Below are 15,715 nucleotides of genomic sequence, written 5' to 3'. Positions count from 1 at the left end.
TGAATGATGGAAAAGTTAAGGGAAGTGCTGGAGAAAAATAAGGAAGAGTATATTAAGTATTTATCGGAACTGATCGCTATCGATACCCAGGATTTAGGCCATGGCATTGCCGGCGGAAGAGAAAAAGAAGGACAGGATTACCTCATCCGGCTGCTGGAGGCAATGGGAGTAGATGAGATCGAACGGGACCAGATGACAGAAGAGACCATCACAGAATCCATAGAGAAATATAAGGAAGGCAATCCAGGCCATGACTATGATGGCCGCTATAATGTGTATGGCGTTTTTAAGGGACAAAAAAGCAGGAGCCTGATGTTTAACGGGCATATGGATACCATGCCTCCGGGGGATGAATCCTTATGGACCTCTTCTCCCCATACTCCCAGAATCGAAGACGGCAGACTCTACGGCCTGGGCGCTGCGGATATGAAGGGCGGGCTCATGGCTTCCGTCATGGCGGTCAAGCTTTTAAAGGATGCGAAAATTCCGCTTCCTCTTGATGTTCATATCTGCTCCGTGTGTGATGAAGAGGGCGGAGGAAACGGCTCCATTCAGGCGGTCATGAGGGGAAAAAGGGCGGACGGAGTGGTGGTCTGCGAGCCCACTTCAAGAGAGCTGATTCTGGCTCATATGGGATTCGTATTTATGAAGGTGAAGATCACCGGAAAATCCAATCACTCCGGCGCGAAGTGGCTGGGAGTCAGCGCCATTGAAAAGGCGGTAAAGATCATGGAACGGCTTAACGAGCTGGAACATCGATGGCTGCTCACCTATAAGCATCCCCTCCTTCCGGCCCCGAATTTAAATGTCGGGACCATTCATGGAGGCTGCGCAGGGTCTACCGTTGCCGGAGACTGTGAATTTGAAATGTGCATTCACTATCTGCCGGGCCAGATGAGCCACGATCAGGTGGTTTCTGAGGTCACAGACGAGATCAGGCGTTTTGCAGAAAGTGATTTATGGCTGAGAGAGCATATGCCGGAAATCAGCATTTATCAGGCGGGAGGTCCTTTTGAAATGGAGGGAGGCCCCTTTGTGGAAAGCTTTAAACGGGCCTTTGAAAATGCGGAGGGGAAACCGGTGGTGATCAAGGGCTCCCCGGCAGGCTGCGATTCCAGGCTTTGGAGAAATATAGCCGGCTGCCCGACTGTTCAGTTCGGCCCCGGAGACTTAGAGCAGTGCCATGCCATCAATGAACATATTTCAATTAAAGATTATATTGAAACAATTCATATTTATGCACAATTAATTTTAGAGTGGGGAAAGGAAGATAAAGCAGATGAATAAGAAAATATTACTGGCAGGAGAATCCTGGATGAGTTATACTACACATGTGAAGGGGTTTGATTCTTTTTATACCTCTACCTATGAGACCGGAGAAAAATGGCTGAAAAAAGCGCTGGAAAATGCCGGCTACGAGGTGACCTTCCTTCCGAACCATCTGGCTACGGAAGAGTTTCCCTTCACTATGGAAGAATTAAAGCAGTATGATGGCGTTATTCTGTCCGATATCGGAGCCAATACCCTGCTGCTGCCGGGCGCTACCTTCACTCACAGCAAGAAGATGCCTGACCGCTGCAAGCTGATCCGGGACTATGTTCTGTATGGAGGCGCTCTTTTGATGATCGGAGGGTATCTGACATTTTCCGGTGTGGATGCAAAAGGAAAATGGCATGATACGGCTGTTCAGGAGGTTCTTCCGGTGGAAGTTCTGACTGTAGATGACAGAATGGAACACTGCGACGGAGTAAAGCCTGTTGTGAAAGAGGCTCATCCGGCCATATCCGGAATACCGGCAGACTGGCCGGAAGTGCTGGGATATAATAAGATAATAGCAAAACCGGAAGCCGCGGTACCTGTTACCGTAGAAGGGGACCCATTCCTCGCTTTCGGCACCTATGGAAAAGGCAGAAGTGCGGCATTTGCCACAGACTGTGCTCCTCACTGGGCTCCCCCGGAGTTTTGCGAGTGGGAATATTACGATCAGCTTTGGAAGGGAATCCTTGACTGGCTGACGGAAGAATAGAGGATTTAAGATGGAAAAAAAGGGCTGGGAACAGGAAGCAGTGCAGCTTTTGCAGGATTTGATGGAAATCAGGACTGTCAACGGAAAAGACGGAGAAATACCGGCTGCGGAATATATCTGCCGGTACTTGAGCAGCCGCAAAATTGAAACCTTTGTCCAGGATATAGGCGAAGGAAGAGGAAACGTCATCGCCCTGATTCCGGGAGAGAACACCGATAAGGGCATGATCTGGAACGGCCATTTAGACACTGTGGATTACGGCGAGCTGGATAGCTGGAACACCGACCCATGGACTCCGGTCATAGAAAACGGATTTCTCTTTGGCCGGGGAGCCAGCGATATGAAAAGCGGTCTGGCCGCCATGGTATACGTTCTTGGAAGGCTGGGAGAGTCCGGGAAAAAGCCGGAAACCTCCATTCAGTTTCTGGGAACCTGCGATGAAGAGCGGGGAGGAGCCGGGGCAAGGGCCGTTATTTCCGGCGGACACATGATGGATGCGAAGACTCTGCTGATCGGAGAGCCTACGGGCTGTACAGTGGGCATCGCCCAAAAGGGCTGCATCTGGCTGGAGCTGGAGGTAAGAGGAAAGACCAGTCATGGCGCCTATCCGCAGGAAGGCTGCAATGCGATCACCTGTGCTTACGAAGCGGCAAAGAGTCTGGGAGACTGGATCTGCCGCCACGGCCATCCCGTATTGGGAAATGCCACCGCTCAGATTACGGAAATACAGGGCGGAATACAGCCCAATATGACGCCGGATCTGTGCACTGTGCTGATGGACATCCGGACTGTGCCGGGGCTCACCAGGGAAGAGATTCTCAGCCAATTGCAGACCGTATTTGAGGACATCAGCAAAAGGCACGGAGGAATCCCAGGTCTGACTGTCCGGATTAAAAATCACCGAATCAGCATCGAGGCAGACCGGGCTTTTGCGGGAGTTTCCAGGCTGGTAAAGAGCATGGAGGCCGTCGGAATCCGGGAGGCTTATTCCGGGATATCGTATTTTACCGACGCTTCTATCCTGGCGGAAGGAAGAGAAGGGCTCACCACCGTCTTATTCGGTCCGGGCTCGGCGGATATGGCACACAAGCCCAATGAATGCGTATCGCTTGAGAATTATTTCAATGCAGTGCGGGTATTGGCAAATATGACAGCAGTGAGGATTGAGGATGAGAGCGACAATTAAGGATATTGCTAATGATACGGGACTTTCAGTGACTACGGTTTCTCTGGTATTGAACGGGAAAGCCTATAAAATACCGGATGAAACAAAAAAGCGGATTATGGAATCTGCCGGAAAGCTGAATTACAGGCCCAATCAGTTGGCGGTCAGCCTGGTTAAAAAGAGAAGCAAAACCATAGGTCTGATTATTCCTGACATTGGAAACGTTTTTTACGCTCATATGGTGAAGGGAATTGAGGAGTGCTGCAGGCAGTACGGAAAGACCCTGATCCTGTGCAACACCAACGATCTTCACGAAAGAGATATAGAATACATCCACCTTCTGGCTGATCAGGGGGTGGGAGGAATCATCTATGTCATGTCCAGGAAATGCGATGAGGCAGCAGGCAGGAAATCAGTCCGTCTTCTGGAACAGCTTCAGATGCCTTTTGTGCTTCTGGACCGTTTTCTTACGGAGACGGACTGCTCTGAAGTGATCCTGGATCATGAAATGGGAGGATATCTGGCAGCCAGACATTTGGCGGAGCTTGGACATAAGCGGATCGCTTGTGTTACAGGGCCCCAAAATCTGGCGGATTCAGCCAGAAGATTAAAAGGATATGCCCGCGCCCTCCGGGAATTTCACATTCCTTTTGATGAAAATTTAGTCTATGAAGGCGATTATACCATGGAATGCGGCGCCCGTGCCGTCACGGCGCTGATGGAGCACCAATTTACGGCCATATTTGCCTGCAACGATCTTTCTGCCTTTGGCGTGTGCAGGCAGTTGGCCGGATATCGCAAGATGGTGCCGGGGGATATCTCGGTGGTAGGTTACGATGACGCTCTTTATGCGGAAATGATGGCAGTTCCCTTAACAACAGTCAGACAGCCTGTATATGAAATGGGAGTGGAGTCTGTAAAGCAGTTGATTTCCCAGATCAAGGGGAAAAAGGCGGAAAAAAGCCATACGGTATTTGAGCCGGAATTGATCATAAGAAGCAGTACCGTGGGAGTCGGACAGGAGTGGAGTGTATGAAAATATTGAATTTTGGTTCTCTGAATATTGATTATGTTTACCAGGTGGATCATTTCGTCAGGGAAGGGGAGACTGTATCCTCGGATTCTCTGGAGACATTTTGCGGAGGAAAAGGCTTAAACCAGTCTCTGGCGCTGAGTAAGAGCGGCGTTAATGTCTGGCACGCAGGAGCAGTGGGAGAGATGGATGGAGGAATCCTGACCGAAGAGCTGGAGCGTTTTGACGTGGATACGAGAAATATTAAGCGGCTGAAACATAAGACAGGACATGCCATCATACAGAAAAATCCCAAAGGACAGAACGGCATTCTTTTGTATGGGGGAGCCAATCAGGAAATCACAAGGGATCATGTGGATCATGTTTTAAGTGAGTTTGATGAAGGTGATTTTCTCATTCTTCAAAATGAGATCAATGAAGTGGGATATATCATGGAAGAGGCATATAAAAAAGGGATGAGGATCGTATTGAACCCCTCCCCCATGAACAGCAGGATATGGACCTATCCCCTTCACTGCGTGGAATTTTTCATGTTAAATGAGATTGAAGCAGGCGATATCTGCCAGAAGTCCGGAAGCGGCGAAGAACTGTTAAATCAGCTGGCTGAAAAATTCCCCAAAGCAAAGATTCTTTTGACATTGGGCCAGGACGGTTCTCTGTACAAAGACGGCGGTCACGTCATAAAACAGGCGATCTATCCCGTACAGGTGGTGGATACCACCGGGGCAGGGGACACCTTTACCGGTTACTTTATAGGAGGGCTCGCTTTGGGAGAAGCCCCTGAGCAGGCTTTGGACCATGCGGCAAAGGCCGCTTCCATCGCCGTGTCCAGGGCAGGGGCCGCACCTTCCATTCCCATGAGGGATGAGGTTATGAAGAACGGCTGAATTCCCTGATCTCACGGACCCGCAAAAGAACGGGAAGCAGAACGCCGGCCGAAATCAGGCTGAACAGATTCTGCACCAGATTAAAGGGAACATTGGAAGAGGCGGCAGGCCAGCCGTACACCGCAAGCTCAAAGGCGAAATAGCCGCCTGTGACGACTGCACTGCACACTGCTCCGGCAGCCAGAAAAGGCAGCGTACGAAGACGTTTATACAGATATCCGCCTGAAAATGCCGCCAGCCCTTTGATAATTAAGGTAGCCGGCGCATAAAAAGCGTAGCCGGACAGCAAGTCCGCCATCATAGAGCCAATTCCCCCTGCTGCCGCTCCGGCCATGGGTCCCAAGAGTATGCCGCTTAACAGCACCAGCCCATCCCCCAGATGAATATAACCGCTGAATGGGGAAGGGATGTGTATGATCATGGTGGCTGCTGCGGTGAGTGATGCCATTAAGGCGCTGAAAACGATTTTTTTTGTTCTGCTGCTGTTCATATCTTTCCCTTTCTCATAGGCCATCTATAGTTTGTTTAACTCTATGATATAGGGATACTGGTACTTTTTAAATATCCAATTTGATAAAATTTATACATACCAGTTTAAGAGAGTATTCTATTCTTTGATTTGGAAAGCCTGATTTCTGACCATAATACAGCCCGGTTGATAAGCTATGGGTAGGAAGATTCGTTTTTTTACAATGAACGAAGAGAGCGTTATAAAATAGATGAAAAATCATCTGTGGAGCAGCGCTCTTTTTGGCTCTAAAATAGGAAGAGGGTGTGGCCAAAAGCATTAGTTAAAAGGCCAGCACCCTCTTTCAAATATATATTATCATTCGTATCGATAGGAAGGCTAATGCTATTTTTTTGTATTTGACTATGATATAATTTAAAAACAGAATTGATGAACAGAATAGAGAATTGTGTGATATTAAAAAATATAATTATAATTCGCAAGTGCAGATGATGAAGGAGCATGAAGAAAGGAGCACATTATGGCAAAAACACCTGTGAAAGAAATAATTCATGCAAAAGGGATTGATATTGGAATTTATACAATGGATTTTCAGAATGAGTATATTTCAATAACTGACATTGCTAAATATAAAAGTGACGAGCCAAATGATGTAATTAAAAATTGGATTCGCAACCGCGATACACTTGAATTTTTGGGTTTATGGGAAAGTCTGCATAATCCGGATTTTAAACCCGTCGAATTCGAAGGGTTTAGAAACCAGGCAGGGCTGAACGCATTTACAATGTCTCCAAGAAAGTGGATTGAGGGTGTTAATGCAGTTGGTATTGTATCAAAAGCTGGCCGATATGGTGGTACCTACGCCCATTCAGATATTGCTTTTGAGTTTGCATCATGGATTTCAGCAGAATTCAAGTTATATATCATAAAAGATTATAAACGGCTAAAATCAGATGAAAACAGCCGCCTCTCTTTGAATTGGAATTTGAATAGGGAGATTTCTAAGCTGAATTATCGAATTCATACGGATGCGATCAAGGCCAATCTGATTCCACCTGATTTGACTCCAGAGCAAATATCGTATACATATGCCAGCGAAGCGGATATGCTGAACATGGCTTTGTTTGGAAAAACGGCGAGACAGTGGCGGAATGAAAATCCGGACAGCAAAGGTAATATCAGGGATGAAGCGACAATCAATCAGCTTCTTGTGCTTGCTAATATAGAAAGTTATAATGCAATTTTGATTGAACAGGGGAAGCGACAGTCAGAGCGTTTGGTGGTTCTTCATGATTTGGTAGTCAGGCAGCTGCAAACGATGGCAGCCTTGAATACCTCTAGGTTACCGCATATAGAAGATAATACGTAAAAAGAGATATAAGTCTTTTACAGTATACTGAAAATTAATAGGATTAGGGGACAATATGGACTATATCACTGCTGCTAAAATTCGTCATTATTCCAAAAATCGGGCAAGTGAAATTTCTAAGCTGGTAAAGGAAAAACTTGATTCAAACATTTGTTTCATCGCCCCTGAGTTTCTTTGTATTTTTTATGATACTCTCACAAAAGAACCTTGTTGCTACTGGAATAATGCAGTTTATAGACAAACATATTCACAGCTTGATACTTTATTCAAGGAAAATTCTACACCTATATTTTTTTATGATGAGCTAATTGAACATTTCTTGATTGGATATCATACTTATCAACAGATTACGAACATCATCAATGATTTAGAAAAGTTGAATGATAGCCATGAAATAAAAAATCGCTTATACCGAATACCTACGTATATTTCCATAGTTGAGGGGTGCTTGACAAATCTATTTCGATTTATACTTCTCGTCTTAGATCAAACATCATCTAAGGATTTTTCATCACAGAAAAAACTCGCCCCCATTTGTGAAGCATTACAAAGGAATGGGTTTGATTTATTGGTCAAAGATGTCAATGTTAATATAAGAAATGCTATAAATCATGGTGGTGTTATTTTCAAAGAAAATGGTAAAGTAATTGAATTCTTGTATAATGAAAACAGGCAACTCATGGTATTATCCGTAAATGCATACGAAATCGACCAACTCATAAACAAAGTCTATGATGTTGCGGGTGGGGTTTTGCTTGGTATCAGTCAGTTCTTAAATGAACATATAACATCAATTACTGTTGATCGAACTGGAGAATTTTTCGCCCCATTTTGTCTGCTTGGTATGGAATTAAGTATTCCGTCTATCAGATGTAAAAGTATAAGTGGATTGCCAGAAAATAAGCAAATTAACTTGGATTTTTATATTGAAAATACAGACAGAGCTTTTCTATTCCAAACAGCAATTGAATTAGTTATACTAGTCTATTCAAAATATAGTGACTATAAGCAATATATGGTTTCTTTTAGTAATGAAAGGCTGCAATCCAGCTGGATACGTTTCACGAATCAAGATGTGTTTGACATGATAAATAAAAAACGTGAATTTAGCGATGTTGTTACAGATATTATTCAACGGAAAGACTGCCTTATCTGGAATGTGTCAACGGAAGAAATCGACTTACAAGAAGTTAAATATTTTAGATTTCCAAATTATTCTTGCAGTAATTTTAAAATAAATAGGGTTGAAGATGCCAGCTTGCCTGACAAAAAGAGAATAAGGGCACACCTGTTCATAGGTCACATAACAGACAAAAAAGAAATATTGGAGATTATTCAACAGTCAATTTCCTGGTTGAAGAATGTAAAAAATCCACCATCACCCACATTGCCACATAAATATGGAACAATGGAAGCGGATTCATTATATATAAAAGTATATAGAGAGGATTCGCGCAAAAACAAAGAAATGTATCCTAATAATAAAAATTTTGTTTGTTTTGTTGATTATAACCTTAATGGTGAAACAACTCTCGAAAATGGAGGAGTATTCGAGAGTTTATGGAGACAATTTTATCACGAAAAAATAGGAAATATTCAAATTGCATGGCGGGAAGGAAAATATGATATAGTTCGAAAGGCTGTTTCCGTTGGACGTAATGACATTTGCCCTTGTGGCAGTGGAAAAAAGTATAAGAAGTGTTGCATTAAGAAAGAAGTATAAATAAAATAGGGCATTGCAAAATAGATGAAAAATCATCTGCGGAGCAACGCTCCTTTTTTGCAACACCCTCTTCTTTATTGGCATTTTCCATATTATTTAAATTTTTCTTGACAGGACACAACTCATAATCCCTCTCATTTTCTGTATATATCATACCACAAAAATGACTTTTTTTCAAGTCTTGTAATTTCGTCCCTTTGGGAGTAGACTTGGTATTTATCAAAGGAAAGGGGCGTTTTTTATGGAAGATAAAAAATGGCTTGAGGCGGCAAATGACAGTATGCAGCTTGAGAAAATCAGGAAGGCCAATGACTATACAAAAAAGTTCGGCTTATCCCTGACAGAGGAGGAAGGAACCCTGCTTTTAAGGGAAAGAAAAGATGTTTTAAGGAATCAGGAGAGGGTGGAGTTTGGAGAAGGAATTTTGCCCAAGCTGATTTATGCTTTCTGCGATTCTCCCTACATTTATCAGGACAATTACGTGGAAACTCTGGGACGGCTTCAGGACATTTTTTATTTTTATAAGAATGAATCCCTGGATGAGTACACGGATGATGAGCTGATCGATTTCATGAAGGAACAGTTTGACGGGCCCTGCCAGGGCTCCCTGGATTATCTGGAGGACACCCGGCTGGAGACCTTTGCAAGAAGGGCCCGCTTTGGGCAGGGACTGTATGAGGAGGAAGATGAAGAAGGATAACATGGAAGAACTACTTCCCCTTGTGGGCGAGCTGGCTGAAAAATATACGGGCAGGGAGAGCACGTCCATCACCTATGAAAAGGCCAGACAGCTTATGGGGGCGGTCCTGTACTGCATCCGGGAATACGAAGAGGACCTGGAAGAAAAAGAGGGACTTATTTCCCCCGGTGACCGGGCAGAAGCCAGAACAGCTTACCGGCTGGGCTATGAGAAAGTCCTTGAAAAGGTAAAGGAAACGCAGGCCCTGTATAATCACATCATAGGCGATTTTAACCCCTATGGGAACCGGTGCTGTTACGATACCTTTGCAAAGGGGCTTCCCTCTTTCTTTTTGTATTATGATCCCCGCTTTGCGCCCCAGGATCACCTTCTCACTCTCGATTATCCTGTTTTGCGGCCCATGGACTCTTTGCGGGGAATCGATGCTATTTACGTCTATGTGAAAAGCATTGGCTTAGAACAGATATTTCTTGGGAAATTCCCGGAAGAATACATCTTTCATGTGCTGAAAGCCTATTCTGCAGATCATAAAGGCCTTCTCATCAATCCTGCTTCCATCGTGTTTCGCAATGTTTTGGGATGCAGGATGGCAGGAAAGGGGATTCATACAGGGCCGTATACGGGAGAGGAAGTAAAACGGCTGGAAAACTGCATCAACGGCAGCACCGGAGAAGAGCTGGAGCTCTATTTAAAGGGGCTGACCGATGAACTGATGGACCTGGGATACGGAAACGATGAGGAATTGGGAGAGTATTTAAAAGGGGATATCCATGATTATGTCTTTGAACTGAAACAGGGGATTAAAAACCGGTGCCTGAACCGGATCATTGCCATATAGGATGCGAAATGGGGAGGAATGTATACGTTCCTCCCCATCGGCATGTTAACTCATTTCCTTCTCCATATGAACGGAGTTTTCTTTGTTTAAGTTTTTCTGAGCCGTAGAAAGCATCAGCTTGATACGGTTTAACTGATTCACCTCACTGGCGCCGGGGTCGTAATCCACGGCAATGATGTTGGAATCGGGATACGCCTTTCTCAGCTCCTTGATCACGCCCTTTCCAACGATGTGGTTGGGAAGGCAGCCAAATGGCTGGGCGCAGACGATGTTATTCGTTCCTGTATGGATCAGCTCCAGCATTTCGCCGGTTAAGAACCAGCCTTCGCCGGTCTGGTTTCCGATGGAGACAAAATCCTTTGCCATATCCGCCAGATTTCCGATATGGGCCGGAGCGATGAAGTGTCTGCTCTTTTCCAGTTCTTTTTTAGCGGTTTTGCGGAAGTATTCCAGCAGGGAAATTCCCATGTTGGAAAGGGCAGCAGTCTTTTTTCTGCCTCCTAAATTGTCCGCCTTAAAGTTATTGTTATAGAAGCAGTACAGCAAAAAGTCCATTAAATCAGGCATAACGGCCTCGGCTCCTTCTGCCTCCAGAAGCTCTACGATGTTGTTGTTGGCCAAAGGAGAGAACTTGACCAGGATTTCCCCTACAATTCCCACCTTGGGCTTTCTGACCTCATTTCTGGGCAGGTTATCAAAGTCTCTGATGATTCCCTTTAAATTCCTGGAAAATGTCATCATGCCCGGTGTCTTTGCCGATAAAGACTCGATGCAGCGCCGTTTCCACTTGTCGTGAAGGGCATTGGCGGAGCCTGGAATCTTTTCGTAGGGACGGGTGGCGTAGAGCACCCTCATAAAGACATCCCCGTATACCACCGCCTGCATGGCCTTTGTCAGAAGGGGCAGGGTGATGGAAAAGCCCGGATTGGTCTCCATGTTGCCCGCATTGACGGAAATAACAGGAACCTGGCTCATATCGGCCTTGTCTAAGGCCCTGCGGATAAAGCCGATGTAATTGGAGGCCCGGCAGCCTCCGCCGGTCTGGCTCATGAAAATAGCCGTGCGGTCTAAATCGTATTTGCCGGATAAAAGAGCGTCCATGATCTGCCCCACCACAATGAGAGAGGGGTAGCAGGCGTCGTTGTTCACGTATTTTAAACCGGTGTCAACGGCAGAGCGGTTGTGATTTTGAAGAATCTCAATCCGGTAGCCGAAGGAACGGATGGCCGGCTCCACGAAATCAAAGTGAATGGGTGACATCTGGGGGCAGAGGATGGTGTATTCCTTTTTCATCTCCTTGGTAAAGGTGACTCTGTGGTAAGCGCTGGAAACCACCTTCTGCTCGTAATGGCTCTTGTCCCTGACCTTTAATGCGGCAATCAGGGAACGGATACGGATTCTGGCGGCCCCTAAGTTGTTGACCTCATCGATCTTTAAGACCGTATAAATCTTTCCGGAACCGGTCAGTATGTCGCTGACCTGATCGGTGGTGACGGCATCCAGGCCGCATCCAAAGGAATTGAGCTGGATCAAGTCCAGACAGCTTTCTTTCTTTACAAGGCTGGCTGCCCGGTATAAACGGGTGTGGTACATCCACTGGTCTGTCACCACTATGGGGCGCTCAATTTCAGCAAGATGGGAAATGGCATCCTCGGTGAGGACTGCAAAACCGTAGGAGGTGATCAGTTCCGGGATTCCGTGGTTGATCTCCGGGTCCACATGGTAGGGGCGGCCTGCCAGCACAATACCCCTCTTGTTATTTTCCTTAAGCCACAGAATCGTCTCTTCGCCCTTTTTCTCCATGTCAGAGCGGGAAGCCAAAAGCTCTTCCCAGGCTTTGTGAGCGGCCTCGGCGGTTTCGGAAGCCGGAATTCCAAAGTCTTCGGCAAATACTTCTGTCAGACGTCTCGTCAATATTTCTTCATTGGTAAAAGCCATAAACGGATTTAAGAAACGGACGTTTTCCGTCTGAAGCCCTTCCACATTGTTCTTGATGTTTTCCGCATAAGAGGTGACAATGGGGCAGTTGAAATGATTTCCTGCGTCAGGGGACTCATTCCGTTCATAGGGGATACAGGGATAAAAAATGGTCTTGATTCCCCGGCGGATCAGCCATTCCACATGACCGTGGGCGATTTTTGCCGGATAGCATTCCGACTCGCTTGGAATGGACTCAATGCCCAGCTCATAAATCTTTCTGGTGGACTGGGGAGAAAGCACGGTGCGGAATTTTAATTCCTTAAAGAAAACGGCCCAGAAGGGATAGTTTTCATACATGTTCAAAACTCTGGGAATGCCGATGGTGCCTCTTTCGGCCAGGTCCTCCTCTAAAGGCTCGTAATCGAACATGCGGTGGAATTTGTAGTCAAAGAGGTTTGGCACCTCCCGCTTGGCCTTTTCTTTTCCAAGGCCCCGCTCACAGCGGTTTCCGCTGATGAACTGGCGGCCTCCGTCAAAGCGGTTGACCGTCAGGACACAGTTGTTGGTACAGCACCTGCAGCGGGTCATAGAGGTCTCATAGTGAAGGCCCAGAATCTTGTCAAGGCTCAGCATGGAAGTGGTCTTTGAATCCTCGTACCGCTCCCTGGCAATGAGGGCAGCTCCAAAGGCTCCCATAATGCCTGCGATGTCAGGGCGGACGGCTTCACAGCCTGCTATTTTCTCAAAGCTTCTTAAGACGGCATTGTTGTAAAAGGTGCCGCCCTGGACTACAACATGCTGTCCTAAATCAGAGGCGTTTGTGATCTTGATAACCTTAAATAAGGCATTTTTAATAACCGAATAAGCCAGGCCGGCGGAGATGTCGGCAACCTCGGCTCCCTCTTTCTGGGCCTGCTTTACATTGGAGTTCATAAATACGGTGCACCTGGTTCCCAAATCCGTGGGGTTTTTGGCAAACAGGGCTTCTGTGGCGAAGTTCTCCACAGTGTAGTTTAAGGAATTGGCAAAGGTTTCGATGAAGGAACCGCAGCCGGAGGAGCAGGCTTCATTGAGCTGAACGCTGTCCACGGTGTTATTTTTAATGCGGATGCACTTCATATCCTGTCCGCCGATGTCCAGGATGCAGTCCACCTTTGGTTCAAAAAAGGCGGCGGCATAGTAGTGGGAAATGGTCTCCACTTCTCCTTCGTCGAGAAGAAAGGCCGCTTTTAACAGGGCCTCTCCGTAGCCGGTGGAACAGGACCATACGATCTGGCTGTCCTTTGTCATCTGCTCCTTGATCTCTCCCATGGCCCGGATGGCCGTTGCCAGGGGATTTCCGTTGTTGCTGCTGTAAAAGCTGTATAACAGGGTGCCGTCTTCTCCTACGACAGCCACTTTTGTGGTGGTGGAGCCGGCGTCAATTCCCAAAAAGCATTTTCCGTGATAGGAAGACAGTTCTCCCTTTTTTACGCAGTGGCTGTTGTGGCGTGATAAGAATTCATCGTATTCTGACGGGTCGGCAAATAAAGGCGCCATGCGCTTAACTTCAAAATCCATCTGGATTCCGGTGGATAAGCGGTGGATCATCTCATCTAAGGAGACGGTTTCTGCGCTGTTTTCCTCGGCGTTTACAGCGGCGCCCACAGCAGCGAATAAGTGAGAGTGGTCCGGAGCGATAATCGCGTCCCCGGATAAGTTTAAGGTGCGGATAAATGCCTTGCGAAGCTCAGGAAGGAAGTGAAGAGGCCCTCCTAAAAAGGCCACATTGCCCCTGATGGGCTTTCCGCAGGCCAGTCCGCTGATGGTCTGGTTCACCACAGCCTGAAAAATAGAGGCCGATAAATCCTCTCTGGTAGCCCCTTCATTAATAAGCGGCTGGATATCTGTCTTTGCGAACACTCCGCAGCGGGCTGCGATGGGGTAAATAGCCTTATAATTGGCCGCATATTCATTTAATCCGGAAGCGTCGGTCTGCAAAAGAGCGGCCATCTGGTCGATAAAAGACCCGGTTCCTCCGGCGCAGATTCCGTTCATCCTCTGGTCAATTCCGCCGGTAAAATAAATTATTTTTGCATCTTCTCCCCCAAGTTCGATTGCCACGTCGGTCTGCGGGGCATAATCTTTTAGAGCGGAGGCCACGGAAACCACCTCCTGAACAAAGGGAACTCTCAAATGCTTGGAAAGGGTTAAACCTCCTGAACCTGTGATGGCAGGCAGAAGGTCCATGGGCCCTAATTTATCATAGGCCTTCTTTAAAAGGCCGGCTAAAGTTTCCTGTATGTTAGCAAAATGCCGCTCATAATCAGCGAATAATATTTCGCGGCTGCTGTTTAGTATTGCAATTTTTACGGTTGTGGAACCGATATCGATTCCTAATGTGTTATATGTAGTCATACGCGCGGGATAATCCCTTGCCTCCTTTTGTGCAAAAGTAAGTTTACAAGCTCACCGGACATCAGTTTACCATAAAATAAGAAATAATACAATTCCGTTCCCACGATAAATATATGTTAAAACTAGCAAAATTTGTTTAACTTCACTAAATATGCCTTCATTTTATTTGACAAAAAGGTTTCTGGAATCTATAATGTATAAGTCGAAGTATGCAAAAATTTTTTAGTAGAAAGGGGAGAAAGCCATGATTCAGATATATAAAACAGAGAACGGCCTGATCCAGCAAAAGGATGAACTTTTACCAGGCTGCTGGGTGGCTCTTACGAACCCTACTGCGACGGAAATTCTGGAAATTGCCGATACGTACCGGATCGATCCCGATGATTTAAGGGCCCCTCTGGATGAGGAAGAGCGTTCCCGTATTCAGGTGGAGGATCACTATACCCTGATTTTGGTGGACGTTCCCACGGTAGAGGAAAGAGGCGGAAAGGACTGGTATGTGACCATTCCTGTGGGCATCATCACAGCAGAAGACGTCATTATTACAGTCTGTCTGGAAGACACCACAGTGCTCAATGCATTTATGGATGGAAGAGTCCGGGATTTTCACACTTATATGAAGACCCGTTTTATTCTTCAGATTCTCTATAAGAATGCATCTCTTTACCTGCAATACCTAAGGGTCATCGACAAAAAAAGCGGAGAGGTGGAGGAACAGCTTCATAAGTCCACCAGAAACCGGGAACTGATCGAGCTTCTGGAACTGGAGAAGAGTCTGGTGTATTTCACCACATCTTTGCGTTCCAATGAAGTGGTGCTGGAAAAGCTTATGAGAAACGAAAAAATCAAGAAGTATCCGGAAGATACGGAGCTTTTGGAAGATGTTATCGTCGAAAATAAGCAGGCCATTGAGATGGCCAATATTTACAGCGGCATCTTAAGCGGGACCATGGATGCATTTGCTTCCGTTATTTCCAATAACCAGAACATTGTAATGAAGTTTTTGGCAACCATCACCATTGTCATGTCCATCCCTACCATGGTAGCCAGTTTTTATGGAATGAATGTGAATACCAGAGGAATCCCCTTTGCGGACAGCCCTTACGGCTTTTCCGTTGTCTTAGGCTTAACCCTGGTTCTGACCCTGATTGTGGCATGGATTTTTTCCAAAAAGGATATGTTTTGAAA

At 46.1% G+C, this 15,715-nt stretch carries 13 protein-coding genes; 10 read left to right on the top strand and 3 right to left on the bottom strand.

The window, feature by feature from the left end:
- The first annotated feature begins 3 nt into the window (after nt 1-3).
- From QM657_RS10225 to QM657_RS10205, 5 genes are read left to right on the top strand one after another with little or no spacing between them, the layout of a single operon-like run.
- Nucleotides 4-1,287 carry a M20 family metallopeptidase gene (locus tag QM657_RS10225; protein WP_415066538.1) on the top strand — a complete coding sequence of 428 codons (1,284 nt, stop codon included), beginning with the start codon at nt 4-6 and terminating at the stop codon, nt 1,285-1,287.
- Complete coding sequence (locus QM657_RS10220) at nt 1,280-2,026, top strand: glutamine amidotransferase (protein WP_415066537.1); 747 nt, start codon at nt 1,280-1,282, stop codon at nt 2,024-2,026. Before QM657_RS10225 ends, QM657_RS10220 begins: the two co-directional genes overlap by 8 nt.
- A 10-nt stretch (nt 2,027-2,036) precedes the next feature.
- Entirely contained in the window at nt 2,037-3,212 is a 1,176-nt protein-coding gene (locus QM657_RS10215; RefSeq protein WP_415066536.1) for a M20 family metallopeptidase, read from the top strand.
- The gene (locus tag QM657_RS10210) at nt 3,196-4,227 is read left to right on the top strand and encodes a LacI family DNA-binding transcriptional regulator (protein WP_415066535.1); all 1,032 of its coding nucleotides are present in this window, start codon (nt 3,196-3,198) and stop codon (nt 4,225-4,227) included. The genes QM657_RS10215 and QM657_RS10210 overlap by 17 nt, the downstream gene beginning before the upstream one ends.
- Complete coding sequence (locus QM657_RS10205) at nt 4,224-5,111, top strand: ribokinase (protein ID WP_415066534.1); 888 nt, start codon at nt 4,224-4,226, stop codon at nt 5,109-5,111. Before QM657_RS10210 ends, QM657_RS10205 begins: the two co-directional genes overlap by 4 nt.
- Here the strand turns inward: QM657_RS10205 and QM657_RS10200 are convergent.
- On the bottom strand, nt 5,095-5,601 hold the full coding sequence (locus QM657_RS10200) for an ECF transporter S component (protein ID WP_415066533.1): 507 nt from the start codon (nt 5,599-5,601) through the stop codon (nt 5,095-5,097). The two genes, QM657_RS10205 and QM657_RS10200, sit on opposite strands and share 17 nt — an antisense overlap.
- A 499-nt stretch (nt 5,602-6,100) precedes the next feature.
- Here QM657_RS10200 and QM657_RS10195 point away from each other — a divergent pair, with 499 nt between their 5' ends.
- Together QM657_RS10195 and QM657_RS10190 are read left to right on the top strand one after the other, a co-directional pair.
- Nucleotides 6,101-6,949, top strand: coding sequence for a KilA-N domain-containing protein (locus QM657_RS10195; RefSeq protein WP_415066532.1), 849 nt, complete (start codon nt 6,101-6,103; stop codon nt 6,947-6,949).
- A gap of 55 nt (nt 6,950-7,004) precedes the next feature.
- Nucleotides 7,005-8,672 carry an SEC-C metal-binding domain-containing protein gene (locus QM657_RS10190; protein ID WP_415066531.1) on the top strand — a complete coding sequence of 556 codons (1,668 nt, stop codon included), beginning with the start codon at nt 7,005-7,007 and terminating at the stop codon, nt 8,670-8,672.
- Here the strand turns inward: QM657_RS10190 and QM657_RS10185 are convergent.
- Nucleotides 8,656-8,895 (bottom strand): hypothetical protein, encoded by a 240-nt coding sequence (locus tag QM657_RS10185; RefSeq protein ID WP_415066530.1) that lies wholly within the window; start codon nt 8,893-8,895, stop codon nt 8,656-8,658. The genes QM657_RS10190 and QM657_RS10185 overlap by 17 nt on opposite strands.
- Nucleotides 8,896-8,913: 18 nt before the next feature.
- Here QM657_RS10185 and QM657_RS10180 point away from each other — a divergent pair, with 18 nt between their 5' ends.
- Nucleotides 8,914-9,372, top strand: coding sequence for a DUF6323 family protein (locus QM657_RS10180; RefSeq protein ID WP_415066529.1), 459 nt, complete (start codon nt 8,914-8,916; stop codon nt 9,370-9,372).
- Entirely contained in the window at nt 9,359-10,210 is an 852-nt protein-coding gene (locus tag QM657_RS10175; RefSeq protein WP_415066528.1) for a DUF6179 domain-containing protein, read from the top strand. The genes QM657_RS10180 and QM657_RS10175 overlap by 14 nt, the downstream gene beginning before the upstream one ends.
- A gap of 45 nt (nt 10,211-10,255) precedes the next feature.
- Here QM657_RS10175 and QM657_RS10170 read toward each other — a convergent pair whose 3' ends face one another.
- Nucleotides 10,256-14,527 carry an acyl-CoA dehydratase activase-related protein gene (locus QM657_RS10170; RefSeq protein ID WP_415066527.1) on the bottom strand — a complete coding sequence of 1,424 codons (4,272 nt, stop codon included), beginning with the start codon at nt 14,525-14,527 and terminating at the stop codon, nt 10,256-10,258.
- A gap of 244 nt (nt 14,528-14,771) precedes the next feature.
- On the opposite strand from QM657_RS10170, the gene QM657_RS10165 reads away from it, so the two are divergent.
- A complete protein-coding gene (locus tag QM657_RS10165) occupies nt 14,772-15,713 on the top strand; it encodes a magnesium transporter CorA family protein (RefSeq protein ID WP_415066526.1) in 942 nt (313 codons plus the stop codon).
- Nucleotides 15,714-15,715 lie beyond the last annotated feature (2 nt).

It is taken from the genome of Lacrimispora sp., assembly GCF_047605665.1.
In the GTDB taxonomy this organism is placed as follows: domain Bacteria; phylum Bacillota; class Clostridia; order Lachnospirales; family Lachnospiraceae; genus Lacrimispora.
The sequence above is the reverse complement of the archived record's forward strand: the minus strand, read 5'-3'. Positions and strand labels throughout refer to the sequence as shown.

Bases quoted from the DNA above. Each gene is read 5' to 3' on its own strand.
- QM657_RS10225 (WP_415066538.1), top strand. From the start codon at position 4: ATGATGGAAAAGTTAAGGGAAGTGCTGGAGAAAAATAAGGAAGAGTAT.
- QM657_RS10220 (WP_415066537.1), top strand. From the start codon at position 1,280: ATGAATAAGAAAATATTACTGGCAGGAGAATCCTGGATGAGTTATACT.
- QM657_RS10215 (WP_415066536.1), top strand. From the start codon at position 2,037: ATGGAAAAAAAGGGCTGGGAACAGGAAGCAGTGCAGCTTTTGCAGGAT.
- QM657_RS10210 (WP_415066535.1), top strand. From the start codon at position 3,196: ATGAGAGCGACAATTAAGGATATTGCTAATGATACGGGACTTTCAGTG.
- QM657_RS10205 (WP_415066534.1), top strand. From the start codon at position 4,224: ATGAAAATATTGAATTTTGGTTCTCTGAATATTGATTATGTTTACCAG.
- QM657_RS10200 (WP_415066533.1), bottom strand. From the start codon at position 5,601: ATGAACAGCAGCAGAACAAAAAAAATCGTTTTCAGCGCCTTAATGGCA.
- QM657_RS10195 (WP_415066532.1), top strand. From the start codon at position 6,101: ATGGCAAAAACACCTGTGAAAGAAATAATTCATGCAAAAGGGATTGAT.
- QM657_RS10190 (WP_415066531.1), top strand. From the start codon at position 7,005: ATGGACTATATCACTGCTGCTAAAATTCGTCATTATTCCAAAAATCGG.
- QM657_RS10180 (WP_415066529.1), top strand. From the start codon at position 8,914: ATGGAAGATAAAAAATGGCTTGAGGCGGCAAATGACAGTATGCAGCTT.
- QM657_RS10175 (WP_415066528.1), top strand. From the start codon at position 9,359: ATGAAGAAGGATAACATGGAAGAACTACTTCCCCTTGTGGGCGAGCTG.
- QM657_RS10170 (WP_415066527.1), bottom strand. From the start codon at position 14,527: ATGACTACATATAACACATTAGGAATCGATATCGGTTCCACAACCGTA.
- QM657_RS10165 (WP_415066526.1), top strand. From the start codon at position 14,772: ATGATTCAGATATATAAAACAGAGAACGGCCTGATCCAGCAAAAGGAT.